15 protein-coding genes are annotated in these 17,169 nt (G+C 46.2%); all 15 read left to right on the top strand.

Annotated features, from left to right (window positions below; genetic code table 11):
- Position 1: 1 nt before the first annotated feature.
- The 15 genes from F9K33_11065 to rsmB all read left to right on the top strand — a co-directional run bounded on the left by F9K33_11065 (position 2) and on the right by rsmB (position 17,164).
- On the top strand, positions 2-871 hold the full coding sequence (locus F9K33_11065; GenBank protein KAB2879018.1) for an RnfABCDGE type electron transport complex subunit B: 870 nt from the start codon (positions 2-4) through the stop codon (positions 869-871).
- Positions 871-4,728, top strand: a complete 3,858-nt coding sequence (locus tag F9K33_11060) for a hypothetical protein (protein ID KAB2879001.1) — start codon at positions 871-873, stop codon at positions 4,726-4,728. Before F9K33_11065 ends, F9K33_11060 begins: the two co-directional genes overlap by 1 nt.
- Before the next feature lie 45 nt (positions 4,729-4,773).
- On the top strand, positions 4,774-6,117 hold the full coding sequence (gene rsxC, locus F9K33_11055) for an electron transport complex subunit RsxC (GenBank protein KAB2879000.1): 1,344 nt from the start codon (positions 4,774-4,776) through the stop codon (positions 6,115-6,117).
- Positions 6,117-7,118, top strand: a complete 1,002-nt coding sequence (locus F9K33_11050; GenBank protein ID KAB2878999.1) for an RnfABCDGE type electron transport complex subunit D — start codon at positions 6,117-6,119, stop codon at positions 7,116-7,118. Before rsxC ends, F9K33_11050 begins: the two co-directional genes overlap by 1 nt.
- Positions 7,118-7,807: an FMN-binding protein gene (locus F9K33_11045; GenBank protein KAB2878998.1), complete on the top strand. Its 690-nt coding sequence runs from the start codon at positions 7,118-7,120 to the stop codon at positions 7,805-7,807. Before F9K33_11050 ends, F9K33_11045 begins: the two co-directional genes overlap by 1 nt.
- Complete coding sequence (locus tag F9K33_11040; protein KAB2878997.1) at positions 7,804-8,463, top strand: electron transport complex subunit E; 660 nt, start codon at positions 7,804-7,806, stop codon at positions 8,461-8,463. Before F9K33_11045 ends, F9K33_11040 begins: the two co-directional genes overlap by 4 nt.
- Complete coding sequence (locus F9K33_11035) at positions 8,456-9,034, top strand: RnfABCDGE type electron transport complex subunit A (protein KAB2878996.1); 579 nt, start codon at positions 8,456-8,458, stop codon at positions 9,032-9,034. The genes F9K33_11040 and F9K33_11035 overlap by 8 nt, the downstream gene beginning before the upstream one ends.
- A 21-nt stretch (positions 9,035-9,055) precedes the next feature.
- Positions 9,056-9,256 (top strand): hypothetical protein, encoded by a 201-nt coding sequence (locus F9K33_11030; protein ID KAB2878995.1) that lies wholly within the window; start codon positions 9,056-9,058, stop codon positions 9,254-9,256.
- 1 nt (position 9,257) lies between these two features.
- A complete protein-coding gene (locus F9K33_11025; protein KAB2878994.1) occupies positions 9,258-10,259 on the top strand; it encodes an FAD:protein FMN transferase in 1,002 nt (333 codons plus the stop codon).
- A gap of 199 nt (positions 10,260-10,458) precedes the next feature.
- A complete protein-coding gene (locus F9K33_11020) occupies positions 10,459-10,863 on the top strand; it encodes a CBS domain-containing protein (protein KAB2878993.1) in 405 nt (134 codons plus the stop codon).
- Positions 10,864-10,874: 11 nt separating this feature from the next.
- A complete protein-coding gene (locus F9K33_11015) occupies positions 10,875-11,417 on the top strand; it encodes a CBS domain-containing protein (protein ID KAB2878992.1) in 543 nt (180 codons plus the stop codon).
- 90 nt (positions 11,418-11,507) lie between these two features.
- Positions 11,508-13,490, top strand: coding sequence for a Glu-tRNA(Gln) amidotransferase subunit GatE (gene gatE, locus F9K33_11010; GenBank protein ID KAB2878991.1), 1,983 nt, complete (start codon positions 11,508-11,510; stop codon positions 13,488-13,490).
- Positions 13,491-13,714: 224 nt separating this feature from the next.
- Entirely contained in the window at positions 13,715-15,076 is a 1,362-nt protein-coding gene (locus F9K33_11005; protein KAB2878990.1) for a glucose-6-phosphate isomerase, read from the top strand.
- Positions 15,077-15,154: 78 nt separating this feature from the next.
- Positions 15,155-15,481: a tetratricopeptide repeat protein gene (locus tag F9K33_11000; GenBank protein ID KAB2878989.1), complete on the top strand. Its 327-nt coding sequence runs from the start codon at positions 15,155-15,157 to the stop codon at positions 15,479-15,481.
- A 9-nt stretch (positions 15,482-15,490) separates the two neighbouring features.
- A complete protein-coding gene (gene rsmB / locus F9K33_10995; protein KAB2878988.1) occupies positions 15,491-17,164 on the top strand; it encodes a 16S rRNA (cytosine(967)-C(5))-methyltransferase RsmB in 1,674 nt (557 codons plus the stop codon).
- The last annotated feature ends 5 nt before the right edge of the window (positions 17,165-17,169 follow it).

Raw genomic sequence — 17,169 nt, 5'->3', positions numbered from 1 at the left:
GATATCACAAATCATAACAGCAGTTATCATCATGGTGGGGTTGGGGCTATTTTTTGCCGCGCTCCTCGCTGTAGCCTACAAAAAACTCCGGGTGTATGAAGATCCAAGAATCGACCAGGTTGAATCCATGCTGCCGGGATCGAATTGCGGCGCCTGCGGAAAACCCGGTTGTCGTGCGTTTGCAGAAAGCGTTATCATCGGTGAAAATAAGCCCGGTAAATGTTCGGTCAGTTCGCCGGCCGGAGTTGAAACTATCGCAGGCTTTCTCGGTGTGAATGCAGGTTTTGAAGAAAAACGCGTGGCGCGTTTACTATGCGCGGGTGGAAAACAAGAAAGCCACAATCAGGCAGACTACGCGGGGCAGCGAACCTGCCGCGGCGTGTCGATGATAACCGGCGGAAATAAAGACTGCGTCTGGGGCTGCCTTGGACTTGCCGACTGCGCGCGGGTCTGCGAGTTTAACGCGATCACCATGAATGACGACGGATTGCCGGTGGTGGATATTAATTTGTGCACGGCATGCAATGACTGCGTGGACGTTTGTCCCAAACAACTTTTTACGATCATGCCGATCAGTTATAATCTCATCGTCCAATGCCGGTCACTTCTGGAAGGCGACGCCGCGCTTGAGCGATGCTCCGTCGCTTGCAATGCATGCACGCGGTGCGTTGCCGATGCAGAACCCGGCCTGATCGAAATGAAAAATAATCTTCCGGTGATCGATTACAGCAAAAATGAATTGGCCTCCCCGCAAGCGACACGCCGGTGTCCGACTAATGCGATCGTGTGGATTGAAGGAATGCAGTTTAAGAAAAAATCCAGCGCGAACCTGCCCGTCGGCAGAGTAGAAGTTTTACCTGAGGAATTATAATGAATCAGCACAGCCATACATCGTATCTTGGAAAAACAACAACGTTGACAGGCACGTCAGCCATAGACATAGTGGAATCGGCTATTTGTGAAGGCGTTACGGAAATACCAACGGGGATTGTTCGAAATATTTTCGGCCGACCTCTGATATTGCAGCAACATACGCAAGGGGCTGCATTTGCAATGGGATTGTCTGCTTCCGGTATGCGCGCCAATACGGTCATGCAGGGCAGGAATATTCTGAGAGAAGAGGAATCGATATCGGAATCCGTACATCGGCATCTTGCCTATGTAATTCAACATTATACGGAAAATAGTAACCCGGGTGGCCATTCTCAAAATACCGACCATCGCCATTTCCATGCCGTAACCGGCTCTGGCTGTATTCAGTTTTTCGCACCCAATGTTCAAGAAGCAGTTGACCTGACTATTCTGGGACACAAACTGGCTGAACTGTCACTCTGCCCGGTTATGGTTGCCATGGATAATGCTAAGTCATCAGTGGAACAGGTAACACTGCCGGATCAAAATATATTGAAAGAATTCCTCGGCCAAGGTGACGACTTTATCGAGTCTCCGACACCGGCGCAGAAAATGATATTTGGGAAGTCGCGGCGACGGATTCCGAACTGGTTTCACTTTGATTTTCCAACGATCCAGGGAATGGATAAAACGGGACAAGCGCAGGCATTTGAATTGGCGGCGCAGCAAGCCTACTTTGGTTCTCATGCGGCGCCTATAGCAGATCAACTGTTTAATGAATTTGCCAAGTTAACCGGCCGCGACTATTCACCCATTGCATCCTACAAAACCGACGATGCCGATTATGTAATCATCATTCAAGGTTCTGCTTATCAGCGAATTGCTTCGGTTGTAGATCACCTTCGTTCAAAAAAGATTAAGGCAGGCGCTATGCATCTGCGTATGGTTCGTCCCTTCCCCGTCAAAGTAGTATGCGAAATGCTAACGGGCAAAAAAGGCGTTGCGATATTGGAACGAGTGATACAGCCTTTAGATTCCGAACCTCCGATTTACCGTGACATTGTTTCAGCCTTGGATAAAGCCTCACAAAATAGTGGAAAGAAGAAAAATCCGGTATTCCCTGATTTTCCGGCCATGAGCGATCGTGAAAAGCCGGTCTTATATTCCGGCCAGTATGGAACCGGCGAAGCATCGCTAAACTATGCCGATATGATTCGCGTTTTTGAAAATATGATCGGCGGAGGGCAACGCCGTTTTTTTGTTGACATTGACTTTACGCGAACATCATCGCAGTATCCAAAACAGCAGATATTATTACAGAATATAAATCGTGATTATCCCGAAGCGCTGAGCTTGTCGCTCACACCGGATTTGACGAAAACGAAGGATTCGTCCGTATCCAACACGAAAAAAACGGAGCCATCGGAATTGCCGCTTTCTTTAAGGCAATATGAAGATCACGGGCCACCGTATTCTCGCGTTTCACAATTTTACGATCGCACGGGTGTTTTCTATGAAACAGACGCAACACAGGAAATAGTAGCCGATCCATTTCAAAGTATTCCTGTTGTTCCATCCTCAACGGCCACTTTTATTCGGAATGAAATTACACGAGAGATAGTTCCTGAATTTATACCATCCAAGTGCACGGGCTGCGGTCAATGTTCCGTCTATTGCCCGGAATCGGCAATTCCTCCGATCGTGATCTCGGCGGAATCCTTTATTAAATCTGCTGTGGACCAGGTTCAGGTCAGTGGAACGGCGATGTCGTCGTGGGCGCCTCCCGTTATAAAGAATTTTGCCAAAATGATAAATCAGGCGTTGTCCTCACCGAAGGAAAATAGGACGACGTTCGGCGGGATATTGCCGGATATTCTAATCAAATTAGCCGGGCAGATGAAAATGGAAGGAGAGCGTCTGCACACGTTGAAGGAACAATTTAACGCAATGACGCCGTTGCTGAATTTCTTTCCTGTTGCAGTCACAAAAACGTTTTTCTCCGATTGTGAAAGGCAGCAGAAGGGAAGCGGTTATCTTTTCTCGGTTGCGATAAATCCTCAGTCATGTACCGGATGCGGAATCTGCGCGGATGTTTGCCCGGAAGAAGCTTTAGTCCTGCGCGCGCAGGATAGCGAGCGTTCCGCGCAACTGCAAAAGCATTTCCGCTTATGGGAGCAACTGCCCGATACACCTGCAGATGTCATCCAGAAAATGGTTCAGGACAAAGCGTACGATCCTTTCGCAGCCATACTGCTAAGCAGAAATTATTACATGTCGATGGCCGGCGGTTTCAACTATGGAAAAAGTTCGTCTGAGAAGACGATGACCCATCTCGTCACTGCCGTAACGGAATCTCTGACGCAATCGAGGATGAATACAGTGATCAAGGAGATCGAACAACGCATACAATCGCTTTCTGAAAAAATTCAGAATAAATTACGCGAGGCGCTTCCGACGAGTAATTTTGACGCCGTAATCACAAGTTTCAAAGGCACTGAAAACGCGCGAGTATCCCTCGACGTTATTCTAAAAAAGCTTAGTGAATCGCAGCGATTCGGTATCGTTGAAACCGCCTGGATGGAAAGAATCGTGACGCTGATCAATGATCTTAAGACGCTCGGGTGGGCATTATCCAAAGGTCCTACCGGCGTTGGACGCGCGCGCTTCGGAGCCGTTCTGTCCGGGACAGGCTCTATGGCATGGGCTAAACAATTTCCTTATAACGCGTTTACTTCTCCGGTAGTGATTTATGATCAGCCTGATTCTATGAATTTTATACATGGATTATGCCACGGGCATATCCGGCAGATGATGGATAATGTCAAACTTCTGCGTCGCGCCGATCAGGAAATGCAGAATGAATACGATCCCATTGTCCACGACGAAAGAATAGCCGCCCTGGCTTGGGGAGAGTTGACGGAAAATGAAAAAGTGTTCGTCCCCCCGGTTTTTGTCATAGCCGATTACAAAATGATAGCAGATATAAACGCGTCATCCCTTGTCGCTCTGTTGTCTTCGGATTTTCCAATTAAAATATTAATGTTTGATTCCGCATGCGGTACTGCTGAATATTGGCGCGGCCGTATGGCCATTACGACTACGGTGTTGTCTGCACGAAATACGTTCTTCCTTCAGTCATCGATGGCGAAGAAAGAACATTTGTTCAATGGCCTGATGGACGGTATGCGGCATATGACGCCCAGTTTTTTTCATATACTGACGCCCGGTTTTGATTATTCTGAAAAGTCTTTCCAACTCGCACTTCAATCCCGCGCGTTCCCTTTGCTTCGGTTTGTACCTTCGGCTAAAAAATCCACTTTTGCACAGGCACTCAATATGAGCGCAAATCCGGATCCGTATGAAGATAATATTTCGCTCCAGTATGAACAGGAAGAATCAGCCGGAAGTCAACCGGCAAAATATGTCTTAACTTTTGCAGATTGGGCATTTCATCAGCCTGAACTGAAAGATCAATTTACATTAATGGATGATCAGAATCGCCGGGGCATGCCTGTCAGCGAGTACGTCGTACTGGAGCCCGAAGCGCGTGCCGATAAAATTCCATTTATCGTATCGGTTAACGAACAAAATAATATCGAGAAACATCAAGTATCCCAAAAAATTGTCAGAGCCGTAGAAGCTGCAGATATCTCATGGAGCACTTTACGGGAAATGGCCGGCATGTTGACCCCGTATCCGCAGAAACTGAAAGATCGAATGGACGAAGAATGGTCGGTAAAGCACACTGCGGCACTGGAACAATTAAAGGCGGATTATGAAGAAAAATTACAGCAATTGGAAAACGTCCAACTTGAAAAAATTAAGCAGAAATTGAGCGATAAACTGATGGCGTTGTCCGGGTATGGGAATAAATAGAGCTCTATATTTACCACAGAGACACGGAGAGTGCTAAGAAACATTATGAATGATAACGGTTCGACATCACGTCTGAGTTTTCGTCACGGTGTTCACCCGGAAGAATTCAAGGAACTAACGGCGAATTTACCCGTCGAACGAATTCCGTTTGTTGAAGACTATATAATTCCTCTGTCTCAACATGCCGGCGCACCTTCCATACCGCTTGTGCAGAAGGGTCAAAGAGTCAGGCGGGGCGAGATCATTGCAAAAGCGGCGAGTTTCGTTTCCGTAGCACAACACGCACCTGTGACCGGAACGGTAACGGCAGTTGAATTAGCGGAACACCCTAACGGTTTATTAGTCACTGCCATAAAGATCAAAGCCGATCCGTTTTCTGCGCAGACGGTTGAAATGAAAAGGCCGAAACCTTGGCAGGAGATGGATTTGAAGGAGTTCATCGAGGCCGTGCAGACCGCAGGCTTGGTCGGATTGGGCGGAGCAGGTTTTCCTGCGCACGTAAAATTTTCTATTCCCGAGGGTAAGCGCTGCCGATACATAATCGCTAACGGATGTGAATGTGAACCCTTTCTAACTTCCGATCACAGGATCATGGTCGAGTTTGCTGCGGAGTTGGTTCATGGGATGACCATTCTGAGAAAGTTTATTCCCGCAGAAAAATTGTACATTGGTATTGAAAGCAACAAGCCCGACGCCATCAAAATTCTTAATGACGAAATCAAGAAGCAGAATACCGATTTCGAAGTGATTCCGCTAAAGGTAAAATATCCTCAAGGCGCTGAGAAAATGCTTATCAAAGCAGTATTGAACAAAGAAGTTCCATCCGGGAAACTGCCGATTGACGTTGATACATTGGTTTCGAATGTGGGAACATTGGTCGCGCTTGACCAATATTTTTCAGGAGTTATGCCGCTGATAGAACGTGTCGTGACTGTTACGGGAACGGCGATACGGCGTCCGGCGAACCTGATGGTTCCGGTCGGAACGCCGATCCGGCATCTGATCGAATGGTGTGGAGGCGTTAAGGAAGAAGCGGTGCGAATTCTTTTGGGCGGGCCGATGATGGGTGTCGCTCAGAAAACGCTGGATGTTCCCGTTACCAAAGGCATCTCCGGCGTGCTTGTTCTCACCGACAACGAAGTTCAAGACCTCACAACATACAAATGTATCCGATGCGGCCGGTGTGTGGAAGTTTGTCCGATGTATTTAAATCCTTCCGTCATGGGGCTTCTCGCCCGAAAAGACATGTATGAAGATATGGAGCCACTGCACATTATGGATTGTTTTGAATGCGCGTCGTGTTCCTTTGTTTGTCCGTCGGGCATCCCGCTGGTCCAAAGTTTCAGGGTGGCTAAAAGTATTATTCGTGAGCGGAAAGCAAAAAAGTAATGGAAGAGCGTTCCAAATTATCCCTTTCGACATCGCCGTTTCTTCATGATCAGGACACGACGCCGTGGATTATGTACCAGGTTGTCTTTGCGTTAGTTCCCGTGATCGGCACGGCGTTTTATTTTTTTGGACTCAGCGTCATATTGTTATGCGTAACGACCGTGACTTCATGCTTCGCCGCAGAATGGTTCTTCACCAACGAAAAGCCGCGAACAAAATCTATTAAGGACGGGAGCACATTGATCACTGGCCTTTTGCTGGCGCTTTGTCTGCCGCCGGGGTTTCCTTTGTGGATGGCTTTTTTGGGCGGTTTTGCCGCCATTGTCATTGGAAAAATTATATGGGGCGGCATCGGCCAAAATGTTTTTAATCCGGCGCTGGTCGGCCGCGCTTTTTTGCAAGCGGCATTCCCGACGGCGATCACGACATGGTCTGCCCCGGGCGGAAATCTTTTCGCCGCAAGAGGAACGAATCTCGCATTGCCTTTTTTTCAGGGGGAGAGCCTTGACGCCGTGACGAGCGCAACGCCTCTTTCCTTGATGAAATTTCAACATGAATCCACGGAGCTGTTTAAATTGATGATCGGTAATACCGGCGGATCGCTTGGCGAGACGTCAGGAATGATCATATTGCTTGCCGGGATCTATCTCGCTTCAAAAAAAATATTTAATTGGCATATTCCTGTTTCCATACTTGCGTCAACGATTGTTATGTCCGGAATTTTGTTTTTAGTTGATCCCACCGTATATCCGGCGCCGTTGCAAATGGTGTTTTCTGGCGGGTTATTGCTCGGCGCAATATTTATGGCCACGGATCCGGTGACCTCGCCATTTACAATCAAAGGCATTTGGATTTTCGGAGCGGGAATAGGGTTTTTGGTTGTTCTGATCCGTGTTTTCGGAGGACTGCCGGAAGGCGTGATGTATGCCATTTTACTGATGAATTCGGTTACGCCTCTAATAAATCGCGTAACAAGATACCGCGTTTACGGAACAAATTAATGAATAATCAGCCGGTACATACGGAAATTCCGATAGTCTCTTCTGCGGAGCCGAGTTCACTACGATTGATCATGACGCTGGGAATTGCCGGATTTTTTTCAGGTCTCATTCTCGTTTCAGCGTACGTTTTTACGTTGCCGCTGATCGAAAGGAATAAAGAGGAGGCACTGCAGGCCGCGATCTATCGGGTATTGCCGGGCTGCAGCAGCTACGATGCGATGATTTTGAAAAACGGTGAATTGGTTAAACAGGATAAAAATGCGGCGGGCCAGAGTGTATCACGGATATTTTTGGGTTACAATGACAGCGGAACTGTCATAGGCTTTGCGATACCGGCAAGCGAACCGGGTTTTGTGGACGTGATCAGGCTTCTCTACGGTTTTGAAGGTATCGGAAAAGTCATTGTGGGATTTGAAGTTCTTGACAGCAAGGAAACACCCGGACTCGGAGATCGGATTTTTAAGGACAAACATTTTGTTTCCAATTTTACTGCACTGGCAGTTGAGCCTGATCTCGAAGCCGTAAAAACCGGCGCGAAAGTAAAACCTAATCAGGTGGAGACCATTACGGGCGCGACAATTTCATCCAAAGCGGTGATTCGCGCCCTGCAAAAATCACTTAAAGAGTGGCGTTCAGCCATTGATGCGTACGTTCAGAAAAACCAATTAACCTACAACCAAAGACCATGAATGCGATAGAACAAAGCGGCCGCGCCTATCAGGAACTCATCAAAGGAATATGGAAAGAAAATCCGATCTTTGTTAGCGTACTCGGTATGTGCCCGACGCTTGCGGTGACGAATTCCGCCATCAACGGCCTCGCCATGGGGTTAGCGACGACGTTTGTTCTGATCGGATCGTCTTTATTGGTCTCGCTTATGAGAAAATGGATTCCGAAGCAGGTTCGCATCACCACGTATATTGTGATCATAGCAACTTTTGTATCTACCGTGGATCTTGCGCTTGAAGCATTTTTCCCAAAAATACATAAGGAACTCGGCGCTTTCATTGCGCTCATCGTGGTGAATTGCGTCATATTAGGAAGGCAAGAGGCATTTGCATCAAAAAATCCGCCATGGCTTTCTTTTCTTGATGCGTTGGGTATGAGTATTGGTTTTATTATCGCTCTTTTGATGCTTGGCGGTATCCGTGAAATTCTTGGGAACGGCTCTTTCTTTGACGTGTCGCTTTTTGGAAATCATTTTGAACCTTGGGTGATTATGATTCTGCCGCCCGGCGGATTTTTATTGTTAGGATTTTTGCTGCTATTCTTCAATTGGCTGAAAGCGGTTCGCCTGGATCGCGCGAAATTGGAGGCAGAGAAAGTAAAGGTGCAGCATGGGTGATCTGTTATGGATTTTTATATCTGCGCTACTGATCAATAATTTTACGCTGAGCAGTTTTCTTGGAATTTGCCCGTTTCTCGGCGTTTCGGATCGTGTCGATACCGCGCTTCGGATGGGCCTTGCAAATATCTTCGTCATGCTCATTACTGCGATCAGCGCATGGGCATTAAATACCTTCGTACTTATTTATGCGCCTTATCTAAGGTTGATCAGTTTTATTATTGTGATCGCCAGTACGGTGCAATTCGTGGAAATGGTCATCAAGAAATTCAGCCCGGACCTATTTAAGGCGTTGGGAATTTTTCTGCCGCTCATTACGACCAACTGCGCTATACTTGGCCTTGCCCTGTTTCAGACAACGAAAGAATACGGACTGGTTCAGAGTTTATTTTACGCATTGGGCGGCGGCGGGGGCATGACGCTGGCACTCGTGATCATGGCTGGAATTCGTGAAGAAGCGCGCATTCTTGATATTCCTCGGGTGGTGCATGGAACGGCTCTGAGTTTGATCGTCGCGGGAATATTGTCGATGGCTTTCATGGGTTTTGCCGGGTTATTTAGTTCGAAATAATGCTCTTAAAAATTTTATCCTATGGAAATAACACAATACATAATCGGAATTTTGACCGCGTCGCTTTTATGCGCGGGATGGATCGTCGTACAAATGGTAGCGAGAAAAATGAAAACAAAAAATCTCTTTGACCATCGTCCGACGTCGTGTTCTGAATTCGGAAGTAGCTGCAGCTGCGGCGGCGATGTATGCGAGGATAATAAAATGATGCGAAAGGGATAATATGAAAACCAATGACAGCGCAAAGTGGGATAGAAGAAGGTTTTTAAAAACCGGGGCCGGCGCCTTGTTCCTTGTTGCCGGCGCGGGACTGGGGCCGGTACTATTTCGTAACCGCAGAGTCTACAGCATGTCCAAAAGTCTGATGGGCACCATCGGTGAAATACAGGTCGTGCATGACGACGAATTTCTGGCATTGCGTGCTATTGAAATGGCTTTTGAAGAATTAAATCGAATTGAAAAGCAGTTGACCTATTTTTCGGACGATAGCGAGATCGGCCGCATCAACCGGTTTGGCGCATCTCAGGATATTAATCTTTCTCGTGAAACTGCAGAACTCATCGCGCGCGCGCTACAGTGGTCTCACGCCACACGCGGATGTTTTGAACCGGGGCTTGGCAAGGTCAGCGCACTTTGGGATGTCAAGCACCGGTCGGAACCGCCGCAGGAGGAGCAGTGGATAAGACTTGCCGGCAGGCATTTCAGCAAAAAGATATCTTTGACTCAAAATGAAAAATTTTCAACGATTCGACTACTCACCGAAGACGTTAAAATCGATCTTGGAGGTATCGGCAAAGGATATGCCGCCGACCGTGCCATGGATATATTAAAAGAAGAGGGCATCGATCAGGCGCTAGTGAATCTGGGCGGAGATATTGTTGCGCTGGGAGGAAAATCGGAAAGTGATGGCTGGCGCGTCGGAGTAAAAAATCCGGAAGCGCCACATGATATCATAGAAGTACTAACCCTGCGAAACCAGGCCGTTGCCACGTCCGGGACATACGAACAGTATTTTCTCTCCAAAGGACATGTTTATCATCACCTGATCGATCCGAAACTGGCGATGCCTGGCAATTCGACATTTGAAAGCCTGACGGTCATTGGCAATAATTGCCGTGACGCGGACGCATTGGCAACGGGACTGTTTTTTGTTTCTGATGCCGAGAAGAAACAAATTTTAGAAGATCACACGGAGGGATTTGAATTCATGCGGTTTGGCGCATAAAAATGATGCTTAATTCAAAATATTTCGAAACAGAAAAATGAAACTACAGGTTTTAAATATCTATATTTTCGATGTTTCTAATATCTGAATCGCACTGTTTGACATTTGAAATTTGATTTTTCATTTTTATACACAATTTTATAAAAAAAATGTAAACTGATTTACTAACCGGCACCGAACAAACACGAAAGGGGATGCCATGAACGCAAGTCTGATAAAATCAAAAGTGGGGTCATTGGATCCGAAAAAACCATTTTATCTAAGCGCAGACGCTTCAGTCAAGGATGCAGTCAAAAGCATGAAAGAGCATCAGATGGGATGCGTTTTGATCAAAGACGGTGAAAAATGGGCTGGTATTCTGACGGAACGCGATGTGCTGCGCAGTTTATCCCGCAACGTTGATCTCCGGAATATTAAAGTTGCCGAACTGATGGATGACGATCCGAATTATCTTTATGATGACGATTCTGCAGCGTATGCGCTGAATGAGATGTCCGTTGGCGGTCATCGCAGTCTTTCCGTTCTGGGAAAGGATAATAAACCCAATGGTATTCTGACGATCGAACATATTCTCGATCACATCATTGACAGATTGAATTTTTAAGGAGGGCGATTATGGCAAATCAACACGAATTGGACGATGAGTTGGTTCATATGGACGAACTTCAACGCGAACTCGATAAACACGAAATTAACATCGAGGATTTTGACCAGCCGATCGGCGTTCTGGAACCCCCGGCGCCCTTGATCGTACATTCCGGCAGCCTCCTGAAAAACGCGGTTAAACTCATGGCGGAGCATAACGTCGGCTGCGTGACGGTCGTGCAGGATAGGAAGCTCATTGGCATACTAACCGAGCGTCATCTGCTTTACAGGATCGCCGATCAATGTCCTGATTATGAGAAAGATGTTGTGGACGATTACATGCGTAAAGATCCCGTCTGTCTGAAACTCACCGATCCGGTGCGGGAGGCAGTCAAAATATTTCGTGAACACGAAGTGCGCCACATTGCTATTGTGAATAATAATAACGAGCCGATCGGGCATACTTCGGTGAAGGGCATGATCGATTACATCGTAGGGTTTTTTTCAGAAGAGGTGCTCAATTTGCCGCCGCACCCGATACGAATCGGCGATAAACACGCTGATGGAGCGTAGCGAACCGTCCCCTTTTCCGCCGTGTAAAGGCTGGGCATACTATTTTATCTCTCGTTACTAAAACGATGATCCAAATGACGTAAAAAATAAATGAGCCAGCCTTTTGACCCGGAACAGAATTACGAGAAAACGAAAGAAGCCATCGGCTACGTCAGCAGGAAGGACGCCACACAAGCAGACTACAGCCGAATCGGATTCATGTCGGGCTTGGAAGTTCATCAGCAATTATTGACCGAACGCAAACTCTTTTGCCGCTGCCCCGCCGGAAAATTTAATCCCCATGATGATTATGATGCAGAGATAGTCAGGCACATGCGCCCGACGCTGAGCGAACTTGGGGAGTATGACGGTACGGCGCTGATGGAATTCAAAACGCGAAAAAATATTATTTACCGCATAAAGAATGAAACCGCCTGTACGTATGAAGTAGATGATACGCCGCCCTTTTCAATTGACTTAAAAGCGCTGGACATTGCATTGGAAATATCTATTCTAAATAAAATGAATATTGTCGGCGAAGTGCACATCACCCGCAAACAATATCTTGACGGAAGTATTCCGACCGGATTTCAACGCACGGCGATCATCGGTGTCGGCGGAAAGATCCAATTGAAAAATAAGGTTGTGAATCTTATCCAATTGAGTATTGAAGAGGATTCATGCCGTGAAATTTCCGACATCGGCCATGTTCGAGTTTACAAAACCGACCGCCTCGGGATGCCTTTGATCGAAACAGTAACCCACGCGGATTTTAAAAATCCAGATGAAGTAAAAGAAGGCGCGGACTACATTCGTTTTCTGAATAGAAGCACCGGAAAAGTGCGAACCGGAATTGGTTCCACCAGAGCGGACGTCAATGTGAGCTGCAAAGACGGGACACGCGTGGAAATAAAGGGCGTTGCTCATACGAATTGGATGCCGGAACTGACACATAACGAATCATTCAGGCAATTTGCATTGCTGCATGTTAAGAACCTGTTGAATGCAAAAATCAGTGGTGTTAATCAATGGAAAATAAATTCGGTGAAACTCAATCCTGACGAATTTGATTTTAGTTATGTGCCGCTTCAGCATGCAAAAACTAATAAGCTGGAAATCACGGCCCTCCGGTTGCCCTGGTTCAAAGGCATTCTATCCCATTTCACACAGCCAAAACAAGTTTTTGCAGATGAGATTTCCACCAGGCTGAAAGTCATTGCCTGTATAGAAAAACCCAATATGATCCATTCGGAGAATTTTCGAAAGCGAATTACCGACCAGGACTCCGAAAAGATCTCTAAAATTCTTTCCTGCGCAAATGACGACGCATGGATCGTATTGTGGGGCCCAAAAGAAGATATGCCTACGGCAATTGAAACGGTGGAAGAGCGTTGTCGAATGGCATTCAAGGGGGTTCCCAATGAGACACGGAAAGGTCTGGCGGACGGGACCAGTATTTTTGAACGGGTATTGCCTGGCGCTGACCGCATGTATCCCGACACCGATTCTGCTCCGATACCATTGAAAAACGAAAGCATTGAAGATATCAGAAAACATATTCCTGTCGATGTGTTTGACCGTATTCAGCAGTTACGATCATGGAATGTGCCGGAGGATACGTTTACTTATATTCTAAAAAAAAATCTCGTGCCTCTGATCGAAAAAATTTATGACGAGATCGGGATCAACCATCGGTTTTCGGGTGCGTTCATCGGGCATACAATGAAGTTCATCGAAAATCACTATGCGGCTACTAAGGATTTCAGCTACGAAAAAATATTTGACCTGTTCAAATTTCTCAAAGAGCGGGATATGGAACTAAACATTGCCGGAAAAATGTTGGTCGAATATTATCAGCATCCGAAATTAGACTTTGATTCTGTTCTTTCCACTATACGCTATAAGCCGGTTCCCAAAGAAGAGATCACCGAATTGATTCCGTTCATGGCAACCAAATTTACACAGATAAATAATTCAAAAGTTCACGACGCCGCCGGCAGGTGGATCATGGGACAATTAAGAAAGATGGCTCTGGGTAATATGAGTCTGCCGGAATTGAGCGCAAAAGTTTCAGAAGAAAATTCAAGACACTAAAAATTATTATGAAATCCAGTGAAAGCAATCTGCGCATGCTATACTTGACTGGGCAGAAAGTTTTTTGGCCGGTAAACTGGGAATAACTCCGTCGCGTTGAGAATCTCATCCCAGAGTCAGGGCGCGGTGCACTCCTTTTCAAAACAATTGTTTTTGAAATTCCGTCGGCGTATATTTGGACAATTCACCAATCAACAATAATTATCCCATTCAAGGAGTAAACCGTGAAGAATATTCAATTGGATTACACTTACATTTTGGATTTCGTCAAAGAAAAAGACATTCTGAAAATGCAGGCCAAAGTGAATGAAGTTCATAAGGTCATCGAGGACCGCACGGGGATCGGGAATGATTTTTTGGGATGGCTTGATCTGCCGAGCCGTGTAACTATGTCGGAAATGGACAAGATCAATAAAGTTGCGGATGATATCCGGAAGAATTCGGATATTCTTGTCGTCATCGGCATCGGCGGTTCGTACCTCGGCGCGAAGTCGGTGATCGATGCGCTGTCGCATTCATTCCATAATAATCTGCCGCACAAGACGCCGCAGATCTATTTTGCCGGGCAGAATATGAGCGCGAAATATTATGAAGACCTGAAAGAAGTATTGATGAATAAACGCGTGTCAGTCAACGTGATATCCAAATCCGGCACGACGACGGAACCCGCGCTGGGGTTGCGTTATCTGCGCGACCTGATGAGCCAGAATATGTCGAATGAACAGGTTCGCCAGCGCATCATCGCTACGACCGACAAAGCGAAGGGTTCTCTTAAAACGATGGCAGACAAAGAAGGTTATACGCAATTTGTGATTCCGGATGATGTCGGGGGTAGATATTCCGTACTGACGCCGGTCGGACTTCTGCCGATTGCCGCAGCGGGAATTCATATCGGCGAACTTCTGCAGGGCGCGCGCGATATGGAAAAATTACTGAAGAATCCCGATCTCAAATCGAACCCGGCGTACATGTACGCGACGATACGAAATCTGATGTACACTAACGGCAAAGCCATAGAGATACTCACCAATTTCGATCCGTCTCTTCATTATGTTTCCGAGTGGTGGAAACAACTCTTCGGTGAAAGCGAAGGCAAAGACAATAAGAGCATCTATCCGGCTTCGGTGGATTATTCGACTGATCTGCATTCCATGGGACAGTGGGTCCAGCAAGGAACTAGAAATATTTACGAAACGTTTTTGTGGGTTGAGAAGTCGCGCGGGAATGCGCTGGTGCCTTCATTAGAAGAGGATATGGACGGATTTAATTTCCTGGCCGGTAAATCTTTCGATCATGTTAACCGCAAGGCGTATGAAGGTGTCACCCTCGCGCATCATGACGGTAACGTTCCTAATATGACGGTCACTCTGCCGGAACTGAATGCGTATTATCTCGGACAAATGATCTATTTCTTTGAAAAGGCTTGCGCGATGAGCGGCTATTTGTTGCGCGTCAATCCGTTTGACCAGCCCGGCGTAGAGGCTTATAAGACCAACATGTTTGCGCTGCTCGGGAAAAAAGGATATGAAGAGAAGTCGAAAGAATTGAACGCTGTATTAGCAAAGACGGAAAGAAAAGTAGTATAGAAAATTCAGTCAAGAACATGGCCGTTGAAAAAAATATTTCTCCACAAAATAATTCAATGGCCGAAAGTGAAAATTGCCATGAGTACACGACTTGAAGCATTGCTTCATCTTGTTCAAAAAGATGAGAACGATTCTTTTTCCCGATACGGTCTTGCGATGGAATACGCAAGCACCGGCGACCATGCCAAAGCCGTCGAGACGTTTAACGAACTGATCAGGCGCGATCCTCTGTATCATGCAGCCTATTATCACCTTGCAAAAACGTATGAGGCGTTGGGGAAAGTTCGAGAGGCGTTTGCCGCTTACGAAACTGGAATTCTCATAGCCAGGAAACTTAATAATCAACACGCAGTAAATGAATTGATCGACGCAAGAGATGAACTCAGATACGCGACGGAGTGTTAAAACCAATCGATGAAGTCCAAAAAAAACTTTTCAAAGAGTTCAAAATCCTCTGACTCTAAGTCATCCGTTTATAAGAAAACGAACAAATCGGAGTGGCCGGTCCGAAGTCCAAAAACCTCAAAGACCTCTGATTCCAAATCTTCCAATCGCAGTAAATCCGGAAATAATAAATGGAGAGCCAAATCGTCGACTTCGCCAAGATCCGATGAAGTCAGGCCGCCGTTTCGGGAAAGGAAAACTGAAGGATCAGCTAAATCTACACGCCCCATAAGACGCGGCAGGGTTAGTTTTTACACACCCAAAACTTTTAAAGGCGCGCATTCCAAAGACGAGGAAACGCAGTTGGCGGAAGGAACCGTCCAGCGTATTGCCCTGGAAATTCTCAACACATTCGAGGAGACACACGATCGTCTTGATCACCTTATTCAGCAGGCTATTCACAAAAATATTAAGCTGCTTGAGGCGCGCGAAAAAGGGAATTTGTCCAAAACGGTTTTGAATATTATCCGGTGGAAACTAAAGATCGATTATATTATTTCCAAATCACTGAAGCGGGATGCGGAATCGCTGGATACGACACTCAAGAGTTCGTATCGGCTGGCAACCTTTAACGTCGTGTGGATGAATAAGTCTGCTGAGAAATCGATCTCGCTGTCGGACTTTGCCATTCCGAAAGAGTTCGGTAGACATAAAGAGACGATCCGTGATTTTATTAAATTTCTTAATAAAGCCAAAAAGGATATTCCGTATCCCAATCCTAAAAAAAATCTTGTGAATGCGTTGTCGATAACATATTCCCACCCGGTTTGGCTGGTTGAGAAATGGATTGCCATTTATGGCGAAGAAGCCGTTACGAAATTATGCGAATTTAACAACACCGAACCGGCATTGACTTTGCGATTCAATTCGATCAAGGCGACCAAAAAAGATGTTATGGCAAACCTTGAGCGCGACGGATTTCAAGTGAGTGAGTGCCGGCATGCAGAAAACGGTTTTAATGTGTTAGGCCAGGGCGAAATATTTTCTACGCAGAGTTTTAAGGACGGCGCATTTGAAATTCAGGACGAATCGAGTCTGCTATTCGCCGCATGGTGCAACCCGCAACCTAATCATACCGTGATCGATGCCTGCGCAGGTGCGGGCGGGAAGTCGTTATATTTTTCCGCGGCCATGAATAACAAAGGAAAAATACTTGCGACGGATACCAATCCTCGCTCTCTTGAAAAACTAAGAAAAAGATCTACAAGGTCGGGGAGCACCAATATCGAGATTGTGGATTTACATGCTGCGGAAACGGCAGAACACTGGACAGGCAAAGTGGACAAAGTCGTCATTGATGCGCCCTGCAGTGGCCTGGGTGTTCTTGGACGAAACCCCGATATTAAGTGGCGGTTTGACCCGGAAAGTTTTTCTACATTAGCCGCGGAACAAATAACTTTATTAAATTATTATGCCCGATTTGTGAAAGACGGCGGGGAATTGATCTACGGAACGTGCACTTTGAATCCGGATGAAAACGAAAATATCATTCGTCATTTTCTGGCAACGGATACCCGATTCAGAATGAGCGCCGATCATCATGGAAAATTTATTCCCTTTATCGATAGTAATGGATTTTTTTATATAAAACCATTTGAACATAAACTCAGTGGATTTTTTGGATGCAAACTGATCAGAAAATAAATTTG

This window comes from bacterium (assembly GCA_008933615.1).
Lineage (GTDB): Bacteria > CLD3 > CLD3 > SB21 > SB21 > SB21.
This window is presented reverse-complemented; position numbering and strand designations above follow the sequence as displayed.

Coding starts and splice junctions, on each gene's coding strand:
- F9K33_11060 (KAB2879001.1), top strand. CDS start 871: ATGAATCAGCACAGCCATACATCGTATCTTGGAAAAACAACAACGTTG.
- rsxC (KAB2879000.1), top strand. CDS start 4,774: ATGAATGATAACGGTTCGACATCACGTCTGAGTTTTCGTCACGGTGTT.
- F9K33_11050 (KAB2878999.1), top strand. CDS start 6,117: ATGGAAGAGCGTTCCAAATTATCCCTTTCGACATCGCCGTTTCTTCAT.
- F9K33_11045 (KAB2878998.1), top strand. CDS start 7,118: ATGAATAATCAGCCGGTACATACGGAAATTCCGATAGTCTCTTCTGCG.
- F9K33_11040 (KAB2878997.1), top strand. CDS start 7,804: ATGAATGCGATAGAACAAAGCGGCCGCGCCTATCAGGAACTCATCAAA.
- F9K33_11035 (KAB2878996.1), top strand. CDS start 8,456: ATGGGTGATCTGTTATGGATTTTTATATCTGCGCTACTGATCAATAAT.
- F9K33_11030 (KAB2878995.1), top strand. CDS start 9,056: ATGGAAATAACACAATACATAATCGGAATTTTGACCGCGTCGCTTTTA.
- F9K33_11025 (KAB2878994.1), top strand. CDS start 9,258: ATGAAAACCAATGACAGCGCAAAGTGGGATAGAAGAAGGTTTTTAAAA.
- F9K33_11020 (KAB2878993.1), top strand. CDS start 10,459: ATGAACGCAAGTCTGATAAAATCAAAAGTGGGGTCATTGGATCCGAAA.
- F9K33_11015 (KAB2878992.1), top strand. CDS start 10,875: ATGGCAAATCAACACGAATTGGACGATGAGTTGGTTCATATGGACGAA.
- gatE (KAB2878991.1), top strand. CDS start 11,508: ATGAGCCAGCCTTTTGACCCGGAACAGAATTACGAGAAAACGAAAGAA.
- F9K33_11000 (KAB2878989.1), top strand. CDS start 15,155: ATGAGTACACGACTTGAAGCATTGCTTCATCTTGTTCAAAAAGATGAG.
- rsmB (KAB2878988.1), top strand. CDS start 15,491: ATGAAGTCCAAAAAAAACTTTTCAAAGAGTTCAAAATCCTCTGACTCT.